Origin of the sequence: Culturomica sp. (genome assembly GCF_003524185.1) — a bacterium.
GTDB classification, from domain to species: domain Bacteria; phylum Bacteroidota; class Bacteroidia; order Bacteroidales; family Marinifilaceae; genus Culturomica; species Culturomica massiliensis.
The window spans coordinates 65,010-84,719 of the sequence record NZ_DOED01000038.1 but is presented as its reverse complement, the minus strand read 5'-3'; the positions used below and the strand labels follow the sequence as shown (position 1 = coordinate 84,719).

The 19,710-nt window shown below is 41.9% G+C and carries 12 protein-coding genes; 4 read left to right on the top strand and 8 right to left on the bottom strand.

Features of this window, described 5'->3' with window-relative positions; translation table 11 throughout:
• Nucleotides 1-28: 28 nt before the first annotated feature.
• Both DD657_RS13085 and DD657_RS13080 read right to left on the bottom strand, forming a co-directional pair.
• Complete coding sequence (locus tag DD657_RS13085; protein ID WP_021989483.1) at nucleotides 29-631, bottom strand: TetR/AcrR family transcriptional regulator; 603 nt, start codon at nucleotides 629-631, stop codon at nucleotides 29-31.
• A complete protein-coding gene (locus DD657_RS13080) occupies nucleotides 628-1,227 on the bottom strand; it encodes a TetR/AcrR family transcriptional regulator (RefSeq protein ID WP_287050237.1) in 600 nt (199 codons plus the stop codon). The genes DD657_RS13085 and DD657_RS13080 overlap by 4 nt, the downstream gene beginning before the upstream one ends.
• A 145-nt stretch (nucleotides 1,228-1,372) precedes the next feature.
• Here DD657_RS13080 and DD657_RS13075 point away from each other — a divergent pair, with 145 nt between their 5' ends.
• On the top strand, nucleotides 1,373-2,545 hold the full coding sequence (locus DD657_RS13075) for a dicarboxylate/amino acid:cation symporter (protein ID WP_287050234.1): 1,173 nt from the start codon (nucleotides 1,373-1,375) through the stop codon (nucleotides 2,543-2,545).
• Between the two features lie 340 nt (nucleotides 2,546-2,885).
• Here the strand turns inward: DD657_RS13075 and DD657_RS13070 are convergent, their stop codons facing one another.
• Nucleotides 2,886-3,563, bottom strand: a complete 678-nt coding sequence (locus tag DD657_RS13070) for an ABC transporter ATP-binding protein (protein ID WP_021989486.1) — start codon at nucleotides 3,561-3,563, stop codon at nucleotides 2,886-2,888.
• Nucleotides 3,564-3,995: 432 nt separating this feature from the next.
• Here DD657_RS13070 and DD657_RS13065 point away from each other — a divergent pair, with 432 nt between their 5' ends.
• Nucleotides 3,996-4,919, top strand: a complete 924-nt coding sequence (locus DD657_RS13065) for a DMT family transporter (protein WP_021989487.1) — start codon at nucleotides 3,996-3,998, stop codon at nucleotides 4,917-4,919.
• 35 nt (nucleotides 4,920-4,954) lie between these two features.
• Here the strand turns inward: DD657_RS13065 and DD657_RS13060 are convergent, their stop codons facing one another.
• From DD657_RS13060 to DD657_RS13040, 5 genes are all read right to left on the bottom strand, one after another.
• Nucleotides 4,955-5,431 (bottom strand): Dps family protein, encoded by a 477-nt coding sequence (locus DD657_RS13060; protein WP_021989488.1) that lies wholly within the window; start codon nucleotides 5,429-5,431, stop codon nucleotides 4,955-4,957.
• Nucleotides 5,432-5,826: 395 nt separating this feature from the next.
• Nucleotides 5,827-8,355, bottom strand: a complete 2,529-nt coding sequence (locus DD657_RS13055; protein WP_287050227.1) for a M1 family metallopeptidase — start codon at nucleotides 8,353-8,355, stop codon at nucleotides 5,827-5,829.
• A 194-nt stretch (nucleotides 8,356-8,549) separates the two neighbouring features.
• A complete protein-coding gene (locus DD657_RS13050; protein ID WP_287050224.1) occupies nucleotides 8,550-10,064 on the bottom strand; it encodes a M20/M25/M40 family metallo-hydrolase in 1,515 nt (504 codons plus the stop codon).
• A gap of 840 nt (nucleotides 10,065-10,904) precedes the next feature.
• The gene (locus DD657_RS13045; RefSeq protein ID WP_161945882.1) at nucleotides 10,905-13,190 is read right to left on the bottom strand and encodes an ABC transporter permease; all 2,286 of its coding nucleotides are present in this window, start codon (nucleotides 13,188-13,190) and stop codon (nucleotides 10,905-10,907) included.
• Between the two features lie 146 nt (nucleotides 13,191-13,336).
• Nucleotides 13,337-15,667 carry an ABC transporter permease gene (locus DD657_RS13040; RefSeq protein WP_287050219.1) on the bottom strand — a complete coding sequence of 777 codons (2,331 nt, stop codon included), beginning with the start codon at nucleotides 15,665-15,667 and terminating at the stop codon, nucleotides 13,337-13,339.
• 292 nt (nucleotides 15,668-15,959) lie between these two features.
• Between DD657_RS13040 and DD657_RS13035 the strand changes: the two genes are divergently transcribed.
• The gene (locus DD657_RS13035; RefSeq protein ID WP_287050217.1) at nucleotides 15,960-17,069 is read left to right on the top strand and encodes a hypothetical protein; all 1,110 of its coding nucleotides are present in this window, start codon (nucleotides 15,960-15,962) and stop codon (nucleotides 17,067-17,069) included.
• A gap of 235 nt (nucleotides 17,070-17,304) precedes the next feature.
• The gene (locus DD657_RS13030; protein WP_287050214.1) at nucleotides 17,305-19,578 is read left to right on the top strand and encodes an ABC transporter permease; all 2,274 of its coding nucleotides are present in this window, start codon (nucleotides 17,305-17,307) and stop codon (nucleotides 19,576-19,578) included.
• The last annotated feature ends 132 nt before the right edge of the window (nucleotides 19,579-19,710 follow it).

Here is a 19,710-nt window from a genome sequence, read left to right as displayed (position 1 = left end):
CTTTACGGTATGTTCAAGGTAAAATAAATCAATTTACAGAAACCAGCGCATACAGTTGCTCGTATTGTGAGCGTACTGCCGACAAGGCATAAGACACATCCTGATGCATAATCAGATAATTGATTACTCCGACACTGATATTCAGCAAATTTTTTGCCAAAATCGACGTATCGATATCGTCCCTCAATTCCCCTGCCCGCTTGGCATTCAAAATCAATTGTTCCAATTTCGATAAACGCAATATCTTTGCCGCCAGTACAACCTTCTTCAATTCGGGATACAGAGCGATCACCTCTACAATCAGAGACAAACAGAGTATTTCCGGTATCTCACTGCTAAAAGTACGGGCAGAATAATTGTCTATTTCCGTCAGTTTCCGGATGGTCAGATCAACATATTCCCGCAAAGTAGAAATACGATCGAATTCTTCCGTCCGCTGTGTATTTAACAAGGCATAATAAGCATTCAACCCTTCCTTCAGTACCTCTTCTTTATTGGTAAAATGATAATAAAACGTTCCCCGGGTGATCCTGGCTGCCCGCTCAATATCATTCAGCCGTACTGCTTTAAACCCTTTTTTCAGAAACAACAGAAACGCTGTCTCTATGATCTGTTGCCTGGTATTTGTCATTGTTTTATCAACATATAATACTGTTCAAACTGCAAACGCATATCCGAAAAAACGAAACGCATATTTTCAGTTCCCAATTCGATATTCAGCATACTGGTTGCCACCGACATCAGGTTACGCGCCAATACCGAAGTATCCGGGGTCGCTTTGATCTCTCCCTGCTGCTTGGCCCTTAAGATCATATACTCCCACTGCGATAAGCGCTTTTTGTTCAATTCCCCGATCTGCTTCCGATAGTCCGGAAATATTCCTCCGACTTCCAGCACCAACTGAAAAAAAGCCACTTCGATAATAAAGAAATCAAACAACTTCTGAAGTTTGGCTGCTTTCTGTTCTTTCCTCTCTACGATCATGTCGATGTATTCCCGTAAAGACCCAATCCGTAATAACTCAGCCTCATCCAACTCCCCGCTGACAGATAAATATTTTTCAATGCCCGCTTTCAGTATCTCTCCCTTATTCCGGAAATAATAGTAGAATGCACCTTTCGTCAAACCGGTTGCATGTTCCAAATCCTTGAGAGAACAGGCTTTATATCCTCTGTTCAGAAATTGAAAAAAAGATTTATTTACTATTTCATCCTTCAAATCAGCCATGTTTTTATACTTTTCGGTATGCAAATTAAAATATTTTTTTTTACATATCAAAAATATTTCCCAACAACCCTTATTTTCTCTTTGTATAAATGAAAAAACAATTGTAACATTGTGGTGCTTTAATCGTTTCACCTAAAAAAAACTTATGAAGAGGATTAAATTGGGTTTACTTCCGAGGATTATTATTGCTATCGCTCTCGGAATCGTATGCGGGCTGTTTTTTCCGGATTGGCTGACGGCCATTTTCGTTACCATAAATTCTTTGTTCGGAAATTTTCTGGGATTTATCATCCCGCTATTGATTTTAGGTTTAGTTGCTCCGGGCATTGCCGACTTAGGGAAAGGAGCGGGTAAGTTGTTGCTGATTACGGCACTGCTTGCATACTGTTTTACCCTGTTTTCCGGTTTTTTCACATACTTTTCCTGTAGTCTGGCTTATCCCTGGTTACTGGATACAACCCAGCAATTGACACCCCTGGAAGGAGAAGCCGTCAAAACCATCGCCCCTTATTTCACCATCGATATGCCCCCGTTGATGCAAGTGATGACCTCCCTGATTTTAGCATTTACGCTGGGTTTGGGTATGTCTGTCATTCCGGGTAACCGCCTGAAAAATGTCATGGAAGATTTCAAAGACATCATCAATATCGTGATCAGTTCGATAATCATCCCTCTTTTGCCCCTGTACATTTTCGGTATATTTCTGAATATGAAGACCTCCGGACAGGTAGCCGGAATCATGGGCGTATTTGTAAAGATTATCATTGTCATTTTTGTCATGACCGTTATTCTGCTCTTCCTGCAATTCTTCATCGCAGGATCGGTAGGAAAAACCAATCCTTTCCGTTTGTTCCGGAACATGTTGCCGGCATACATGACGGCTTTGGGTACACAATCTTCCGCAGCAACGATTCCCGTTACCTTGGAGCAAACCATCAAAAACGGAGTACGTCCCGAATTAGCAGGTTTTGTCATTCCCCTGTGTGCCACCATCCACTTATCCGGTAGCACCATGAAAATTGTTGCCTGTGCCATGGCCATCATGTTGGTTTCGGGGATGGATATTCATTTCGGCCAATTCGCCGGATTTATCATGATGCTGGGCATCGCTATGGTTGCTGCTCCCGGTGTTCCAGGAGGTGCAATTATGGCTGCTTTGGGAGTACTTCAATCCATGCTCGGTTTTGACGAAACCGCCCAGGGGTTAATGATCGCCCTATATATCGCCATGGATAGTTTCGGCACAGCCACCAACGTCACCGGCGACGGTGCAATCGCAGTTATCGTAAACCGGATATATAAGAAAGAAAAAGCGTAACAAGGCTCTGATTCAAATTGCAGATTTTAAATTTTAGATTGGGAGCATAAGGTGGGGATGGAGGGTATTTATGATTTACGATTTATGATTTATGATTTATGATTTACGATTTAATGATTTAGGGGTTAGGGGTTTTGATTAATCGTACAGGTCTGTCCACAAAAAATTTTTAATGGACAGACGAGAAGTTACAAGGAAAATCGTAAGTAAAACATTAATATAAAACAAACTACGCCAGAATCCTGAATCAAAAATTACAAACGACATAAACCGTTAGCCCGACAAAAAAGCCGCCCTTTTCAAGAGCGGCTCTTTCCAGTCAAAATTATGAGAAACTTGTTTATAGGTTAGGTTTTTCAGTTACGACCTGTCCGTCGAACAGATTGATCACCCTGTGAGTGAAAGAAGCGTCATGCTGGGAGTGGGTCACCATCACGATGGTTGTTCCCTCTTTATTTAACTCCGTCAACAAATTCATTACTTCCATACCGTTCTTGGAGTCCAGATTACCGGTCGGCTCATCCGCCAGAATTAACTTCGGTCCGGCCACCACTGCACGGGCAATAGCGACACGCTGTTGCTGACCTCCGGATAATTGCTGCGGGAAATGTTTTGCCCGATGGCTGATTTTCATCCGATCCAGAATCTGATTTACTTTCTCTTTCCTTTCGGAAGCTTTCAGTTTGAGGTAAATCAAAGGCAATTCAATATTTTCATATACATTCAATTCATCAATCAGGTTAAAGCTTTGGAACACAAAACCGATATTTCCTTTACGCACCATCGTACGTTGTCTTTCCTTTAAAGCTCCGACCTCTTTTCCGTCAAAATAATATTGTCCGGAAGTCGGGTTGTCCAACAAGCCGATAATATTCAATAAAGTTGATTTACCGCATCCGGATGGCCCCATAATAGCGACAAATTCACCTTCTTTGATATGTAATGAAACACTATTCAAAGCCGTCGTTTCAACTTCCTCTGTACGGAAGACTTTACTCAGATTTTCTATTCGTAACATATATTTATTCTTTAAAGTTTTTTACATCTCTCCGCAAAAGGTATAGCTATTTCCGTGCCAAAATAACAAAACGCTGGCTATCAACAATATAAACACAATCATTTTATAGCAAACTGTAAAAAAAATAGACATATATTGTCTGCTTTTTTTACAGTTTATGTTCCGGAACCTTTTAAATTGATTTCAAATCACATTATACAATTCATCATTCTGCCGCAATCAATTTGCAGCAGGACCACCCTGTCCAATCAAAAATCGTAAATCATAAATCGTAAATCATAAATTAAAAATACCCTCCATCCCCGCCTTATACTCCCCATCTAAAATCCACAATTCAATATCTCCCCTTCTTATATCCCTGCATTTCAAATTAAAGTTCTATTTTTGCAATATGGAGTCCGGCTATCGAGTCCGGGCATAAAAACGATCCCTATGACAAAAGAAAAGTGGCAAGGACATATCGCTATCCTTTGCACCAACCTGATATTCGGTCTGAATACGCCGACGGCCAAAAGTCTTGTCCCGACATGGATATCGCCAACAGCTCTGACCTGTTTACGCATGTCGTTTGCAACTGTTATTTTCTGGATCATCGCTTCGTTTTTCAAGCAGGAAAAAGTTTCCAAAAAAGATTTGGTTATCATCTTTTTCGGTGCCTTATTCGGTTTAGTCGGTGCACAGCTTTCTTTCGCCGTTGCCCTGCAATATACCTCCCCGGTAAATATCTCACTGATTGCTGCCATGACTCCGGTCGCTGTCATGATAATGGCTGCTTTCTGGCTAAAGGAACCCATCACGTTCAAAAAGGCAGCGGGCGTTTTTATCGGTGCTGCCGGAGCCTTACTGATTATCTTACATTCCTCCCCGGCAAACAACGGATCCAATAATATGCTCGGAAATCTACTGGCTGTTGTCAATGTCATCACATATGCGCTCTATCTGATCATTACCCGCACAGTCTCTTTACGTTACAAGCCCATTACGTTGATGAAATGGATGTTTCTTTTCTCCGCTCTGATATCCCTGCCACTGGGTTTTCAAAACCTGATAAATGCCCCGGCCTTTACTGCAGCAGCACCCAACGATGTCCTTTGGCGGCTTGCCTATATCGCCATTATGGCAACGGGAATTGCTTATTTCCTGGTACCCCTTGCTTTAAAACGCATCCGTCCGACAACCGTCAGCATGTATAACAACGCCCAGCCGTTGATTGCATCTACGGTCGCAATTATCATAGGACAGGATGTTTTCAGTTGGGACAAACCCGCCGCAGCCATACTGGTATTTATCGGTGTATATCTGGTTACCCAAAGTAAATCCAAAGCAGATATAGAAAAAGAAACCGGGAAGAATTGATCTCCCCGGTTCTACTCTAACCCTTTTGTTATTACTTATTTGTTTAAATAAGCACAGAGCATCCATACTAACTTTTCCTGCTGCGAAATATAAGGAGTTAAAAGATCCTGCGTACCATCGTCACCGGCTTCTGATGCCAAAGCGATAATCTCACGTTCTTGCCTGATCAATACAGCCAGGTCATTCAATACAGCCTGCAAACAAGCATCTCCATCCGATACATTTTCAACGGCCTTCAAAGAAGCTACCCGGGCATATGCTGCATAAGAATGCAAAGGGGTATGGCCCAGCGTCAATATTCTTTCTGCCAGCTCGTCTACTTTTTCTACTGCATCGTTGTACAATTCTTCAAATTTCGCATGGAGAACGAAAAAACGGTTTCCTTTTACATTCCAATGGAAACCTCTCAAATTCTGATAATATACCTGGAAATTGGCCAACAACTGATTTAAACTTTCCGCTACCTGTTGAGATTTCTGTGCATTCAATCCGATTACATCTATTGTCTTCATAATATTCTGTTTTTATTGGTTTATATTCTTTTTATTTTTCTGATACAAATATAAACCAAGTTTGTATATAAATCAAATCAATAATGTTTACAATATGATCAATTTATACTATAATTATTGAAGTATAGATAGTTATGTCGATGTATGGAAAAATAAAGCCCTATTTTTTCTCAACCGGACTTTAAAAATAATTGATCTGCAACCTTGTATCATTCCACCCATTTAATGCTTTACAATCCTACCGCAACGTCATCCGTCATTCGCAACAGGCCGATTTGCATGATGAATCAAAAATCATAAATCTTTCAAAGGGCAACCTGTACCCTCAACCGTAAATCGTAAATCAAAAATCAAAAATCGTAAATCATAAATCCTCTACATTTGCAGCCGTAACATCAATTCGCCTGCCTATTAGCAAACCGGAAGAGCGGATCGGCACTTTGTAAAATCTTATTTTTCAAAAGAGAAGGATAATCCGGATGCTCTTCCAAAAATATTCTGACGGAATCCGCTGCCTGTATGGACCTATGCCCATCCAAACAAGAAGATACCCAGTTTTTCGGAAAGAAAATATCTCCGGTTCGTTGTATCTCCTGTAAAATTTCCAAAGAAGGACGAATATACTTCAAGGCTTGCTTTTGGCGTAAAGGATGATTCAAATAACGAAGGACAGAACAAGTCCACGGCTCTATTCTTCTATTCTCCGCTTTCAGTAGTGAACGGAATAAGGAATCCCGGACCGTTTCTTCGGGATTCACAGCCCGGGCGATGTATTGAAACTCTCTTTGCCGATCGGGATTTGTGATACGATTTTCCTGTACGGCAATAATTTCTCTTGCTTTTTCAGGCAAACGCACGGCCAATTCATAAGCCATTTTCCGATAATCCGCCTCACTCAACAATAAAGCTTCGAAAGGCTTTTGTTTTTCCCATATTCTGTACACTTCTGCCGTACATTCCGGAGTCCGGAAAATATTCAACAAAGCCCGGAATGCTCCCAATCGCTGTTCCCCCTGCTCTCCTTTCCGACTCAATCCCAGCAACACCTCCTCCGTCCGCCTTATATCTTTTTCAGACACGACAGAATTCCGGACAGTAGAAACGACATAGGATAGCAAAGAAGAATACAATAACGGATTCTCTTCAAACGGCAAACAGGTCAAAAGAGCATTGAGAAAATCAGCAGGCTGCACCTGTCCCTGAATCCTATTCTCGTTCAGAATCATGACCGCCGACATACGGGCTAGCGGATCGGTAAACTCCCTGATATGACCCAGACACCATTTTAAGCTCGCTGTATCCGGCCTAAAATAACCGTACCCTTTCCCCGCATAGCCGGGAAGAATATAATCAAAATCATCTACACCGGAAAGTTTTGTCATCCGCTCATTCAGATTCACGTCCAGAATCCGGGAAGAATCCCCTTTCACCAACAAAATTCCGACATGTTGCGGCCAACATATATCCCGTCCGAAAGGATCTTTTTGCATCAACCAAACTTGTTCTTTTTCACGTTTTACGGCTATTTCCGGCATTCCTTTTTCATTCACCCACACACGGCTCCAGGTTGTCAGATCTTCCGGCGTATAACGGTCCAGAATCTGAATCAGATTTCCCCAATCAGCGTTGGAATAAGCATAAGACTTCAAATAATTCCTTATTCCTTCCCGAAACCGTTCTTCTCCCATCCGTTCAACCAGCATTTGCATCACAACCGGGGCCTTATTATAAACGATTTGTCCGTAAATCAATCCGGCATTATTCAGATTACCGAGTTCTTGCTTAATGGCATTACTTCCGGCTGTCCGATCTTCGGAATAAGCCGCCGGATAAAACCCTTTCAAAGCACTCAATTTATGATTAACAGCAGGGAAAAGTGGTTCTACCATCCGGGCGGCAAAATAATTAGCAAATACTTCTTTCGTCCAGACATCGTCGAACCATTTCATCGTCACATAATCCCCGAACCACATATGAGCCGTTTCGTGGGCAATCAGCTCGGCACGTCCCAATTCTTCGTTCACAGTAGGGTGTTCCGGTAAAAACATACGCTTATCATTATACAATGTCGCACCGGTATGTTCCATTCCTCCGAATTGAAAACCCGGCAAAATAACCAAATCGTATTTTGCAAAAGGATAAGGAATAGCAGTATAGGCTTCCATCCATTTTAAAGCTGCAAACACCTGCCGGGCAATTTCCGGTAATTGTTTCTGCTTTTGAAGTTCCGTCTCCCGGTGATATACCGAAATATGGCGCCCTTCTTCCGCAAAAGATTCCCGCTGAAAATTTCCGGTAACAAAAGAAAACAGATACGTACTTAAAGGTTCCGTCTCTGCAAAGACGATTTTCATCCGTCCATTTTTCTCCATGCTCTCCTTAAGCGGGGCATTAGAAACTGCCTCCCAGCCGGACGGAACCTCCAAGGACAACGTAAATCGGGCCTTTAAATCCGGTTGATCAAAACAAGGAAACAACGTCCGTGCCCGATCGGGCACCAAAAGCGTATACAGGTAATCTTCATTGCGGTTCAGCGATTGATCGCCGGCTCTAAAAATTATCGAAAGCCGATTCTCTCCGGCAACCGTTTCCTGTGCCGGAATAAGTAAATGTTCGTTTTCAAAACGATAAGCCGAAGAGACACCGTTTACCTTTACTTCACGAATCTTCTCCGCATCTTCCCGAAAATCCAGGATCACATCTTCCTTTTGAGGCAGTCTGAAAGAAATTCCGACTTCTCCCTCTACCGGATTATTTCTATGCCCCGGAATTACAAATTTTAGATCATATTTTAAATCAGATACCGTAATTTTCCGGTGTTCTGCCAATTTTTTACTCACTCCGGGAACGGCTAAATCGGACGATACCTGAGTACAACCGACCAGAAGCAAACAGCCGAACAAGTTCCAAAATACATTTTTCATAAAATGGATTTGAACGATTTATTACCCTCTAAATTCATTGACTTACAGAACTTCATATTTTACAATCTATCCTGAACAGACATCGTTAAAATTTAAAATACATCTATTCAGCTTACCCTGATTATTCATGTCAAACTAAAAGTCAGAAATACCCTACAGACTCCTCCTTATTTACCACCCGGAAGCAGATCTACCTATCTCAATTCCACCGGCTTAGACGGAATTCTCGTATCATCCATAGCGGCACACAAGGTAAACCAAGCTATCATAGCAGCATTGTATTTCAAATCATCTATAACCAAACGCTCATAAGTATCTGTCGGCCGGTGATACCCGGTTGAATAATCAAGTCCGTCCTGAATAAATTGGAATGCCGGTATACCGAACCGGTCAAAAGAAGTATGATCCGTACCATAATTATTACGGGGAGAAAGCGTCGTGAATCCCAAAGCTTCCACCGGCTTCATCCAGGCAGCAAAATAAGGCGCAGCCATATCGTTTTCCTGCAAATAAATTCCCCGGAACCGACCGGAGCCGTTATCCATATTCAAGTAAAGAACCAAACGATCGAATTCGTCTTTTTTCTCTTTAGCTTTGACATCGTAAATGTATTTCTGAACATATCCCCGCGAACCCATCATTCCCTGTTCCTCTCCTCCCCACAAAGCAACCCGTATCGTACGCCTGGGCTGAACATCCAACGCTTTCAGAATCCGCAGAGCCTCGAGCATTACCATACAGCCCGAAGCATTATCTGCTGCTCCTGTCCCGGCATGCCAGGAATCCAAATGTCCGCCGATCAATACGATTTCATTTTTCAATTCCGGATCCTTACCCGGAATTTCAGCAATCACATTATCTACCGTCAGGTGATTATTGAACTCATTCTGAATATCAATTTCCATTTCCACCGGCGTTCCCCGTTCCACCAGACGGACCATACGACTGTGTGCCTCTACAGGCAACACCAATTCCGGCGTCGGTTCTGGCTCTCCCCATTTATAACCGATTCCCAAAGAATGAGGAACATTCAAATTACCTGCCCCATGTACAATGACGGCAGGTTTTTCCGTTTTCAGTAATTTTGCCATCAACTCCAGCAAATTCGTTCCTCCGGTCGTCAACTGCGTAACTCTACGCCGGGATTGCGGACGGGGATCTTGTTCCAAAGTTTTCAACTCTTCTTCCGTATAACGTTTGGCTGTCGGTTCGAATGTTAATTTATATTCCTTTACAACCGGCATCAACACAATTTTTCCGGCCAGTTTTCCCCTGTAATTTTCAATGTCTTTCGGTTTTTTGACTTGCAGTAATACCACTTCTCCTTTTACGGGCCCCGGAGTACTCCCCGTCCAGGCCTTCGGATTGGCAGCAAAATTACAATAATAGGGCGTTGTCATCGCCGCATAAGTCCTTTGATTATCCCAGCCTCCCTTTAAAAAATCCATTGCTACTTCAACCCGGACATTCTCCAGTCCCAGCGCCTTCATTTTTTCCATCGTCAGTTTCACCGCCCGATCATATAATTTAGAAGCAACCAAACGAGGCCCCATAAAATCGGTCATCCACACGGCCATGTCCTCCAATTGTGAATTCCGGAAGGCTTCATTTTTAATTTTAAAAGCTGTTAATTCCGGTAAACATTGCTGGGCCATTCCCCCAAACAACCCGGTCCATAAAAATGCAATACATATAAAAATCTTTTTCATCGCTCGACAGTATTCTAATAATTAATGGGAGTTAAATTACTAACATTATTTTATTTTTTTTATCCAAATACAATTTTAAGAAAACTTTATACCATCCTTTCACAAAAAACGTCCGCTACGACATATTTTTAAACATTCCGGACAAAGGAATCATTTCATTGTTTGATTTTTAAATAAGAATATTTATTACCCGAAGAAACACCATGAACCTGGCAGACCCTGTTTCCGACAGGATACACCGGGATAAAGAATGCCGGAAAATACACAGCAAACACCGGAAACGATAAATCATGTCCGGGAAAAATAGACAAAGACCCCGTTTATGACGACAAAATCCGGATATCCCGCCTGAAAAACGGGAATATATAATACAGCAAACCACGGAGCAAGAACACCAGACTCAAAATGCAACAAAACACCTTCGTCATTCTGATATTCTGCATCACCGCTTCCGTATTATTTAGCCTGCTCCTGCATCTTTTTCCCGCCGGATAATCCTGTAATCCGAACCTTGTATAAGTAACTGTTCAAAATTAATTATACCTTTAATACTTTAACCACCTGCACTCAAAGAGTCTCCGAAAATATAAAATAAGCCAACAAACTTACCACAAGAAATCCGGTCTTATGTATCTCATTCAATTTAAAATCTAAAATCCATTTTTATGATCCGGCTAAAATACCCCGTCAAAAATCACAAACGTAAGTCCACCATACCTTTCAATCCAACCTTGTGGATTCAATTTCCAGCCAAAAATCATAAACCAAAATATTCTTTTTGTAACTTCATGACTCTGTAAGTCATTGCCTGTATCTCAATCGTAAATCTAAAATTAAAACTTATTCGTTTTTCAAAGTCTCGACAGGATTGACAATGGCAGCTTTCCAACTCTGATAGCTAACCGTCAGTATCGTTATTAACAGAGTCGCCAGCCCTGCCACCAGAAACACCCACCAATAAATAGTCGTCCGGTAAGGAAATCCGGCCAGCCATTCCCGCACGATATACCAGGCAATCGGTACTGCCACAACAAAGGCTGCGACAATCAACTTCAAAAAGCTTTTATTCAGGAAAATAATCATTTCCCCCTCCGTAGCACCGTTTACTTTACGAATACCGATCTCTTTCATTTTAAAACGGGCATTGAATAAAATCAAACCGTATATCCCCATTAAAGAAATAAGAATTGTAATCGAACCGAATATGGAAATCAGCTTCGCCAGATTCTCTTCCTTCTGATAGAGCTGATTCATCTTTTCATCCAAAAATTTAACATCTCCGTCGGCCGCTGAAAACTGACGATACGTTTTCCGGATATAATCCATTGTCGCCGGCAAATAAGTACCACTCACCTTGATCAAAGCATATTCGATTCCCTGATCATCTCCGCAAACAAAGGCCATCGGTTCGATCTCCTCCCGTACGGACCTGAAATTAATATTTTCAGCTACGCCGACAACCTGTCCCATATTTTTAAAACAACCTATTTCTTTTCCAATAATATCTTTCATTTCGAATTTATCCACAAATTTCCGGTTAAAGATGATTTTATTCATCCCTTTTTCATTGTGGGCAAAGAAATCGACTCCGTCAGCAATCTTGATATTGAAAAAACGGAGAAAATTATGAGCCACCGGCCAGGCATAAAATTGAACCCGCTGTCCGTTAAATTCCCGGCCCCATCCCATACCGACCTGTCCGGGCAGGAAACGGGTGGTCGTATAATCTATAATCTCCGGACGGGTTTTCAATTCATTCTCAAAAGCATTCAACTGCTTCTTCAACTCTCCGTTCAAAGGCACATATACGATATTTTCCCGGTCAAAACCCAGATTCATATTTTGCATATAGGTGTGCTGCAATTTGATAAAGATAGCCACCGTAATCAAAACGACAGTCGTAATAAACTGAAACAGCAATAGGGAATTCCTCAACCGGATCCCTTTAGGTGTCAGTGCAAAAGTTCCTTTTAATACGAGAGCCGGAGGAAAAGACGTCATATAAAATGCCGGATAAAGTCCCGCCAAAAGCCCCAGCAAAATCGCGACTCCGGCAATCGTCAGCAAAATACCCACATTCGCCCCCAAAGCCAGGTCTGCGGTGAAAAAATCCGCAGCCGGAGAAGCGATAAATAAAATCGTCCAGATAAACGATAATCCGAAAGCCAGACAGGAAAGCAATATGGACTCAAATGCGATTCCCCGCCGCAATTGTCCGGGCATTGCCCCCATTACCTTCTGGGTATTGATCCGTTTAATACGGATAGGGGCTAAAGCCGTCGAGAAATTAATAAAATTCACATAGGCAATCCCGATAATCAAAAGGGCAATGGCAATCAGGCATAAAGTCGTATTCAGGTTCCCTTTAGCAAAACTACCGTCGGATTTGGATTTAAAGTAAATATCTTTTACCGGAGTCAGATAAAAATCCATTCGCTCCTGAAATTCCACCAAATCTTCCTTATCCATCCCGGGCATATCCAGTTTACTTATCTTTTCGGCTACATCTTCGGCCGAAACACCCGATGTCAACTTAAAATAAGGGACATAGGACCATTCAGACCATGTTTCGTCTTTCAAGCGATATAAAACACCGTTTTTCACCGAACTGTTTTTGGGAAAATCTTTATATACCAAGGTCACGGTAACCGGAGTCTTCCCTATATTCATTGTTTTTCCCAAAGCCGATTCCTTCCCGAAAAATTTCTTAGCGACACTTTCCGACAAAGCAATGGAATAATCTCCTTCCAGACAGGTCTTCGGATCTCCTGCTATAATCTCCGGAGAGAACACATCGAAGAAACCGGGCGTCACCTGGCAAAAAGGCTCCTGATACTCCACTTTATTTCCCTGAGCATCTTCCACACTCACGGCCTGGTCCCATCCCTGCCAGGTAGCACAATAAGCCTCAATACCGGGAATATTCTTTCCGATACTCTCTACAACGGGCACGCAAATATTGGCACTGTAATCAGTTGCCACCTTGTCGTAGTACTCCAGAAGAAAAATCCGTTCTTTGTCCTTATAAGAACCGTCGTAACTAAACTCGTAAATCACCTGAAAAGCAATTACAGTCAATACCGTAAAAGCAACGGACAAACCGACGACATTCAGTACAAACGCCATCTTATTCCGTTTTAACGTTGCTAAAAATTCCCGAAACATATTTTATTCTATTAAAAACAACTAAACTCATTTTATTCTAAGTCCCCGCCTATACCGGTCCTGTTCAAATTTCATCCTGATAAAACAGAATGGCTTGTTTAATTCCGTCACTCCCTTTTTAAGGTATCCACAGGATTACGTACCGCTGCCCGCCAGGATTGCCAGATCACAGTCAAGACTCCTATTCCCAGAGCAAAAACACCTACTCCTATGTAATGCCACACTGTTGCTTCCTGCCGGTAAATAAAATGTTTGATCCATTCCTGCGTAAAATAAAACGCGATAGGTAAAGCAATCAAAAAAGCAATCATAATCCATTTCATAAAGCGATTGCACAACAAACCGACCACCTGCGACTCCGTCGCTCCGCTTACTTTACGTAAAGCAATTTCTTTCATCCGGTTTTCCACCGAGTACCAGGCCAATCCGAACAGTCCCAGACAAGTCAAAATCAAACTGATCCAGGCAAAAACCGATACCATCTGCATCATCTTCTGTTCGTCACGATGAAAAGCCAGATAAGCATCCGACATTGTTTCCCAGCTAAATAAAGGTTGGTCCGGAGCCACTTCTTTCCAAAGGGCCACCATTTTACCGATAGCAGCTTTCTGATTTTCAGGAGCAACCTTTACGACCGAAATCCAGGCATACTCCGGAATGATCATTAAAGGAGTAATCGCCCGGGTAAGATCCTCGATAATGAAATCATGCACTACCCCACAAATCGTACGATTTTCTCCGTTGAAATCAAAATTATAACCTACCGGTTCTTTTAAATTCCATTTTTTTACAAACATCTCGTTTACAACAACCGAACCTTTAGGAGAACGAGCTGTAAAAGGGCCACCTGCTATAAACTGCAGATTATAAAAATCGAAATAATTCTCATCACAATTAATTATACTTACAAACCAGTCGTTATTGGAAACAGCCCCTTCCGCCAAACCCGATCCTTTGGTCATTTTCTCTATTTCAGGAATCGTATTCAGTTTTTCACAGAATACGTTCCACGCCTGCTCATCTGCACTTTCTCCCTCATCCAATAATAAAATACTTTCCGCTCCCGGACGATTATGTGCAATAAAATCCATTTGCCGGTGAACATTTACGACAAATAACAACAATACAATCGATACGGCAAACTGGGCAACCACCATACTCGTCACCAAACGCGGCCTACGGCTGTATTCCTGTTTCAGTATCCGACTTAGGTGCTCTTCTCCCAAACGCGAAAAAATATACAACGAAGGAAATAAAATCATGAAAAGCAGGATAACCAACAATAACCAAAGCGTAATCCCGGAAAAAAAATCCGGCATAATCAAACGGGACTCAAACAGAGCATTGAACCGGGGCAATAATTTCCAAATCAGCAGTAAAGCTATGCCCAATGCCAGAAAAACCTGTACTCCCGTCTCTGTCATCAGATGCATCCGCATTTGTTGCTTCGATGCCCCGAATATCATCTGTTGCCCGGTATTACGTAAACGCTGCAAGGTCCGCGTCATTCCGAGATTAATATAATTAAAGCAGGCAATAATCAATACAGCCAGTGCTATACTGATTCCGACATACATCAGCATCGGACTCCGACTCAATGTCAGATCATCGTCATTACCTGAACCCGGAGTAAAATAAATCTCTTTTAAAGGTACTAAGCTCAATTCATGAAAAGCAGAATCAGCCCGCATCTTTTTTTCAAAAGCCTTTCCCGTCACATCCTTGTCCAACTGAACAAACGTATAATAAAAACCCTGCCAACTTTTTAAATTTACATCGATTTCCTTTTCCGGCAATCCCTTTAATATTTTATAATTAAAAAATCCTCTTTCCGAATCGTCAATGACAGCTGTTATCGTATAAGTCTCATCAAAAAATTCAGTATACAATCCGTTAGCGACACGCACGGCTTTTGATATATCAAAACGAAGTCGCTCTCCGATTACGTTATCCCGGCCGAAAATACCCAAGGCAAATGAACGGGTCACTGCAATCTCTCCCGGCCTGGATAAAGTCTGGCGTAAATCCCCTCCCAACAAGCGGGGTTTACATAGTTTTTCCATATTGGCCGTCACTTCGAAAAAACCGTTCACCGAAACCGTACGTCCTTCCTTATTTATTTTGGCAACACAACTGTGAAATACACAAAAATCGGTCACTTCCGGAAAACGACTCTGTAAAAGTCCGCCGACACTTCCGGTCCCGATAGATCCAAAAATTTCACGCTCGCTATCTCCGTAAAACTCGCTCTTCGACTTAAAGGAATACCATTGGTCATTATCCGAAATGACATTTGCAATCCGATACTCGTTTGTTACAAAACCGGCCATCAATACACTACATACCAGTCCTACCGTCAAACTCAAAATAGAAATCACGGTGTACACTTTATTCCGCATCCACCCGCGAAACATCATTTTCAATTGGATCACTTTCATTTCCGGATTTGTTAGAAGTCAAACGGATTCCTTTATTTATCAAGATCATTAAATCAAAAAATATGCCGTCGGAATAACTTATTTATAATCAACAAATTAATTAAAAAACCCCAGTGTTAAAGTGTCTAAAATATAGACAACTATGTCTAAAATATAGACAACCTATTTTTAAATTCTTTTACGTCGTCAACATCGTTTCTTGCGAAATTCGCTGTCTTCATTTTAATTCTATACTTTTTTAAATATTTTTGTTGAGTGCTAAAATTGAATTTGTAAAAAACAATTTCCACGAATGAAAATTATCATTTCCCTGCTTCTCGGACTTTTGCTTTTCGGTTGTGTACAGCCCGAAGATATCGGAAACGAACAACATATTAAAAAAAAATCCTCATTACAAATAATGGTAGATCGGTTTAACCGGAAAAGACCGGCAAAAGAAGCCTTAAGCAAAGCCGACAACCAATATCTGACCCAAAAAACATTTCTTTCCGACACTCTTATCCAAACAGCACTCCGTTATTACAAAAACGACGAAATCTCTCCGGAACTGGCCCGTACTTATTACTACCTGGGACTTTACTACGAAGATAAAAAGCTATTTCAAAAAGCATTACTGGCTTATACGTATGCGGGAGATGCCCTCCCGTGCGAGGACGACTCTTTTCTCCGGGATAAATTAGATCAAAAACAATTCCAATTATATGCCTTATTGGGAAAAAACAAGACAGAAGAATGGCAATGGAAATATCGCTATGAAAACATACGCAATAAAAATATACGCTTACAAAAACAATTAAACATATGGCGCTTCTTCTGTGTCGGATCTGTTTTTCTTCTCCTGTTCATTTTGGGATTAGCCCGTCATCGTACCAACCGCCGACGCAGGGAATTGTTTGAAAGCCAGTTGTTCATCGAACGATTGCAAAGGGCAGAAGAAGAACTGAAAGAAAAACTACTCCGGGAACTGGATGAAAAAGACAACAAACTGAAAGAATTTTTCCGCCTCCGGGTAGAAATGATCAAAGAATTTGTCGAACTCTCCCGAAAATACGGAAATAATCTGGAAAAACTCAAGGACAAATTTTCCCGGATGGTTTCTACGGACTCTTTTTCCCCTGCCGACTGGATCTTATTGAAAGAAGGAGTAAACATCATGGGAAACGGTATCATCGATCATCTACAAAAAACTTACCCGGAACTGACCGAAGAAAATCTCCGTTACTGTGCCTTGATATGTGCCGGATTTGAAACCGATGAACTGGCAATCCTTTGGGACATCAACAACGATTCCATTTACAAACGGCGTACCCGCCTCCGGCAAAAACTGGGATTGGCCAAAACGCAGGATATAAAAAAATTCTTCGACAGCCTGATTACCGAACTCCGGAAAAAACGTTGCTGAATACCGGATTGTTTTAACCGAAAACCCTCCTGTCCGGATTTACGCTACATAATACACTGATTATCATTACAATCAAAATAACCTGTCCTGACTCTATGTCCGGATGTCCTATAGTATTTCTTCTCTTTATACCTTACTTTTATCCCGATGGCATAAATAAAGACAAACCGCCGTCAATAACCCGTTTACGCAATAAACCGAAATAAAAATTACAAGCTCCTAAATATCCAAAGACATGAAAAAACTTTCTTATATCTTACGTGACTTACTCCGGTTTAAAGGAAATACGTTTACGAAAATTATTTCGCTAGCCATCGGTTTATCGGTCGGTATCCTGTCTTTCAGCTATTGTGCTTTCGAAACGGATTACGACAGTTTTCACCGTTATGCCGACCGGATATATCGGATAGGTACTACAGAAGGAAATACAAATATTCCGCTTGCACTCGCCAACGAAGCTAAACGGGAAATACCGGAAATAGAATTGACGACCTGCATACAAGAACGCATTTACCCCAATTATATATATAAAAAACAGCGCTTTCAGGGAGGTGATGCCCTGCGAGCCGATACATCGTTTTTCCGGCTCTTTTCTTACCGTTTACTATCAGGCGATCCGAGAGACCTCCAATATGCCGACAAATTTTTTATCTCCGACAAACTAGCCGCAATCATCTTCGGAAACGAAGATCCGTTAGGTAAAGAAGTAAAATACGGTAACAAACTGATTACCGTAGCCGGCATATTTGAAAACTTTCCCCGTAACGGCCACCTGATGAACATACATGCCATTCATCCGCTCATCCAAACGAATGATAACCAATGGACAGACAAACCCGAATATAAGGGCTATATCCTTCTGACCCCGGGAACCGACCCGGATAAGGTCACCCGGCAAATCCAGGCCATTGCCGATCCCCATCAGTCGGAAGAACATCATTACTCCTACACATTGCAACCGCTACGAGACCTTCATCTGAAATACGGCTGGGGATATACCTACATTACCCTAGTCGGAATCATGGGTTCCATCATCGTACTGATATCGGCTCTCAATTATATTCTGATTTCCGTTTCATCCCTGATTCAAAAAACCAAAGAGATCGGCATCCATAAAATCAACGGAGCCAGTACATCGAATATTTTCACGATGTTTTTCACGGAAACCGTCATTCTGATCATTATCTCAGGACTATTGGCTCTGGGAGAACTGATTGCTTTCAAGCCGTTTTTCGAAAACATCATGTATAACGAATATGCCAGCCTGTTCAATACCCGGGTACTGATCACTGTCGCCTTCTTCTTTGTCTTTATGATTATCCTCACAGGAGTATTGCCTGCCCGTTTATTTGCTTCCGTCCCCGTCCTGCAAATCTTTCGGCAAGTATCACACGGACGTCGTTTCTGGAAATACATTCTGCTTTGGATACAATTTTTCTCCGCCTGCCTGCTACTCACCTTACTCATCATCTTCAACGGTCAATACAAAACAATGATGAATAAAGACATGGGATATACAATGGAAAATCTCTATTACACCCAAATGTATTGCGGTTCCCCATACCCTTCCCTCGCCTCCGTCAAAGACGAAGTGAAACGTCTTCCTTTTATCAGCAACGTCACATTTTCAAGCAACCTTCCTCTCTGGCCTGTCAGTGCGACAGTTTCCGACCCGAACGGCCAGGGCCTGTTCCAAAGTTGTGTTATCCATACCGACGAAGATTTTTTTTCCACATTACAAATCCCCATACTGGACGGTGATTCGATAGCTTTTACAGGAGGGAAAGACAACGTTTGGGTAAATGAAAAATTCCGGGAAAAACTGGAAATTACCGGGACAAATGCTACCGGATTAGTCGTGGAAAAAAGGCCTATTACCCCTTGCGGAACCTGTCGGAACTTTCACGTACTTTCCCTCTACGCCTACCAGGAACCCCTGACGATTTTCCGTCTTCAGGAACCGGACACAACCCGCAGTTATTATCTCCTGATGAGAATGGAACAAGCCGACCGCCAGCAAATGAAAGAATTGATGACCAGAATCCGGAAAATAAGCAATCAACCCGATCTTAATCTTTACTATTATCCTCATGTATTCCGGGCCGGTTACGAAAGCGATAAGGATATGTGTACGAGCGTACTGATCTTTTCCTCTATGGCCATCATCATTGCCATATTGGGCTTGTTCGGCTTTACAGGCGACGAGGTATCGCGGCGAACCAAAGAAATAGCCATTCGCAAAGTAAACGGTGCTTCCGTCACTTCCATTACCTTGCTCTTGCTGCGGAACATCAGCTTACTGGCTCTGCTGTCCATCCCTTTTGCTTTAACAGGAGCTTATTTTATCGGAAGCCTGTGGCTGGAAGAATTTATTTACCGGTTACCGTTAAGTATATGGATATTTTTGGGAGGAGCTGCTTTAACTTTTATCGTTATCCTTCTCACTGTACTTTTAAAAAGCCAACGAGGCATCCGTGCACGACCGGCAGAAACCTTGAAAAGTGAATAGATCGGCTTATGCTTTTTAGTACGCCTGCAGATTTCATGTTTATGATTATGAACGCACAAAACCGGTCCTCTGTAAATAACGGATCGAATTACGACACAATCATAAATAATGAAATCTGCGGGACAACTGAAT

Bases quoted from the DNA above. Each gene is read 5' to 3' on its own strand.
- DD657_RS13085 (WP_021989483.1), bottom strand. From the start codon at position 631: ATGACAAATACCAGGCAACAGATCATAGAGACAGCGTTTCTGTTGTTT.
- DD657_RS13080 (WP_287050237.1), bottom strand. From the start codon at position 1,227: ATGGCTGATTTGAAGGATGAAATAGTAAATAAATCTTTTTTTCAATTT.
- DD657_RS13075 (WP_287050234.1), top strand. From the start codon at position 1,373: ATGAAGAGGATTAAATTGGGTTTACTTCCGAGGATTATTATTGCTATC.
- DD657_RS13070 (WP_021989486.1), bottom strand. From the start codon at position 3,563: ATGTTACGAATAGAAAATCTGAGTAAAGTCTTCCGTACAGAGGAAGTT.
- DD657_RS13065 (WP_021989487.1), top strand. From the start codon at position 3,996: ATGACAAAAGAAAAGTGGCAAGGACATATCGCTATCCTTTGCACCAAC.
- DD657_RS13060 (WP_021989488.1), bottom strand. From the start codon at position 5,431: ATGAAGACAATAGATGTAATCGGATTGAATGCACAGAAATCTCAACAG.
- DD657_RS13055 (WP_287050227.1), bottom strand. From the start codon at position 8,355: ATGAAAAATGTATTTTGGAACTTGTTCGGCTGTTTGCTTCTGGTCGGT.
- DD657_RS13050 (WP_287050224.1), bottom strand. From the start codon at position 10,064: ATGAAAAAGATTTTTATATGTATTGCATTTTTATGGACCGGGTTGTTT.
- DD657_RS13045 (WP_161945882.1), bottom strand. From the start codon at position 13,190: ATGGCGTTTGTACTGAATGTCGTCGGTTTGTCCGTTGCTTTTACGGTA.
- DD657_RS13040 (WP_287050219.1), bottom strand. From the start codon at position 15,667: ATGAAAGTGATCCAATTGAAAATGATGTTTCGCGGGTGGATGCGGAAT.
- DD657_RS13035 (WP_287050217.1), top strand. From the start codon at position 15,960: ATGAAAATTATCATTTCCCTGCTTCTCGGACTTTTGCTTTTCGGTTGT.
- DD657_RS13030 (WP_287050214.1), top strand. From the start codon at position 17,305: ATGAAAAAACTTTCTTATATCTTACGTGACTTACTCCGGTTTAAAGGA.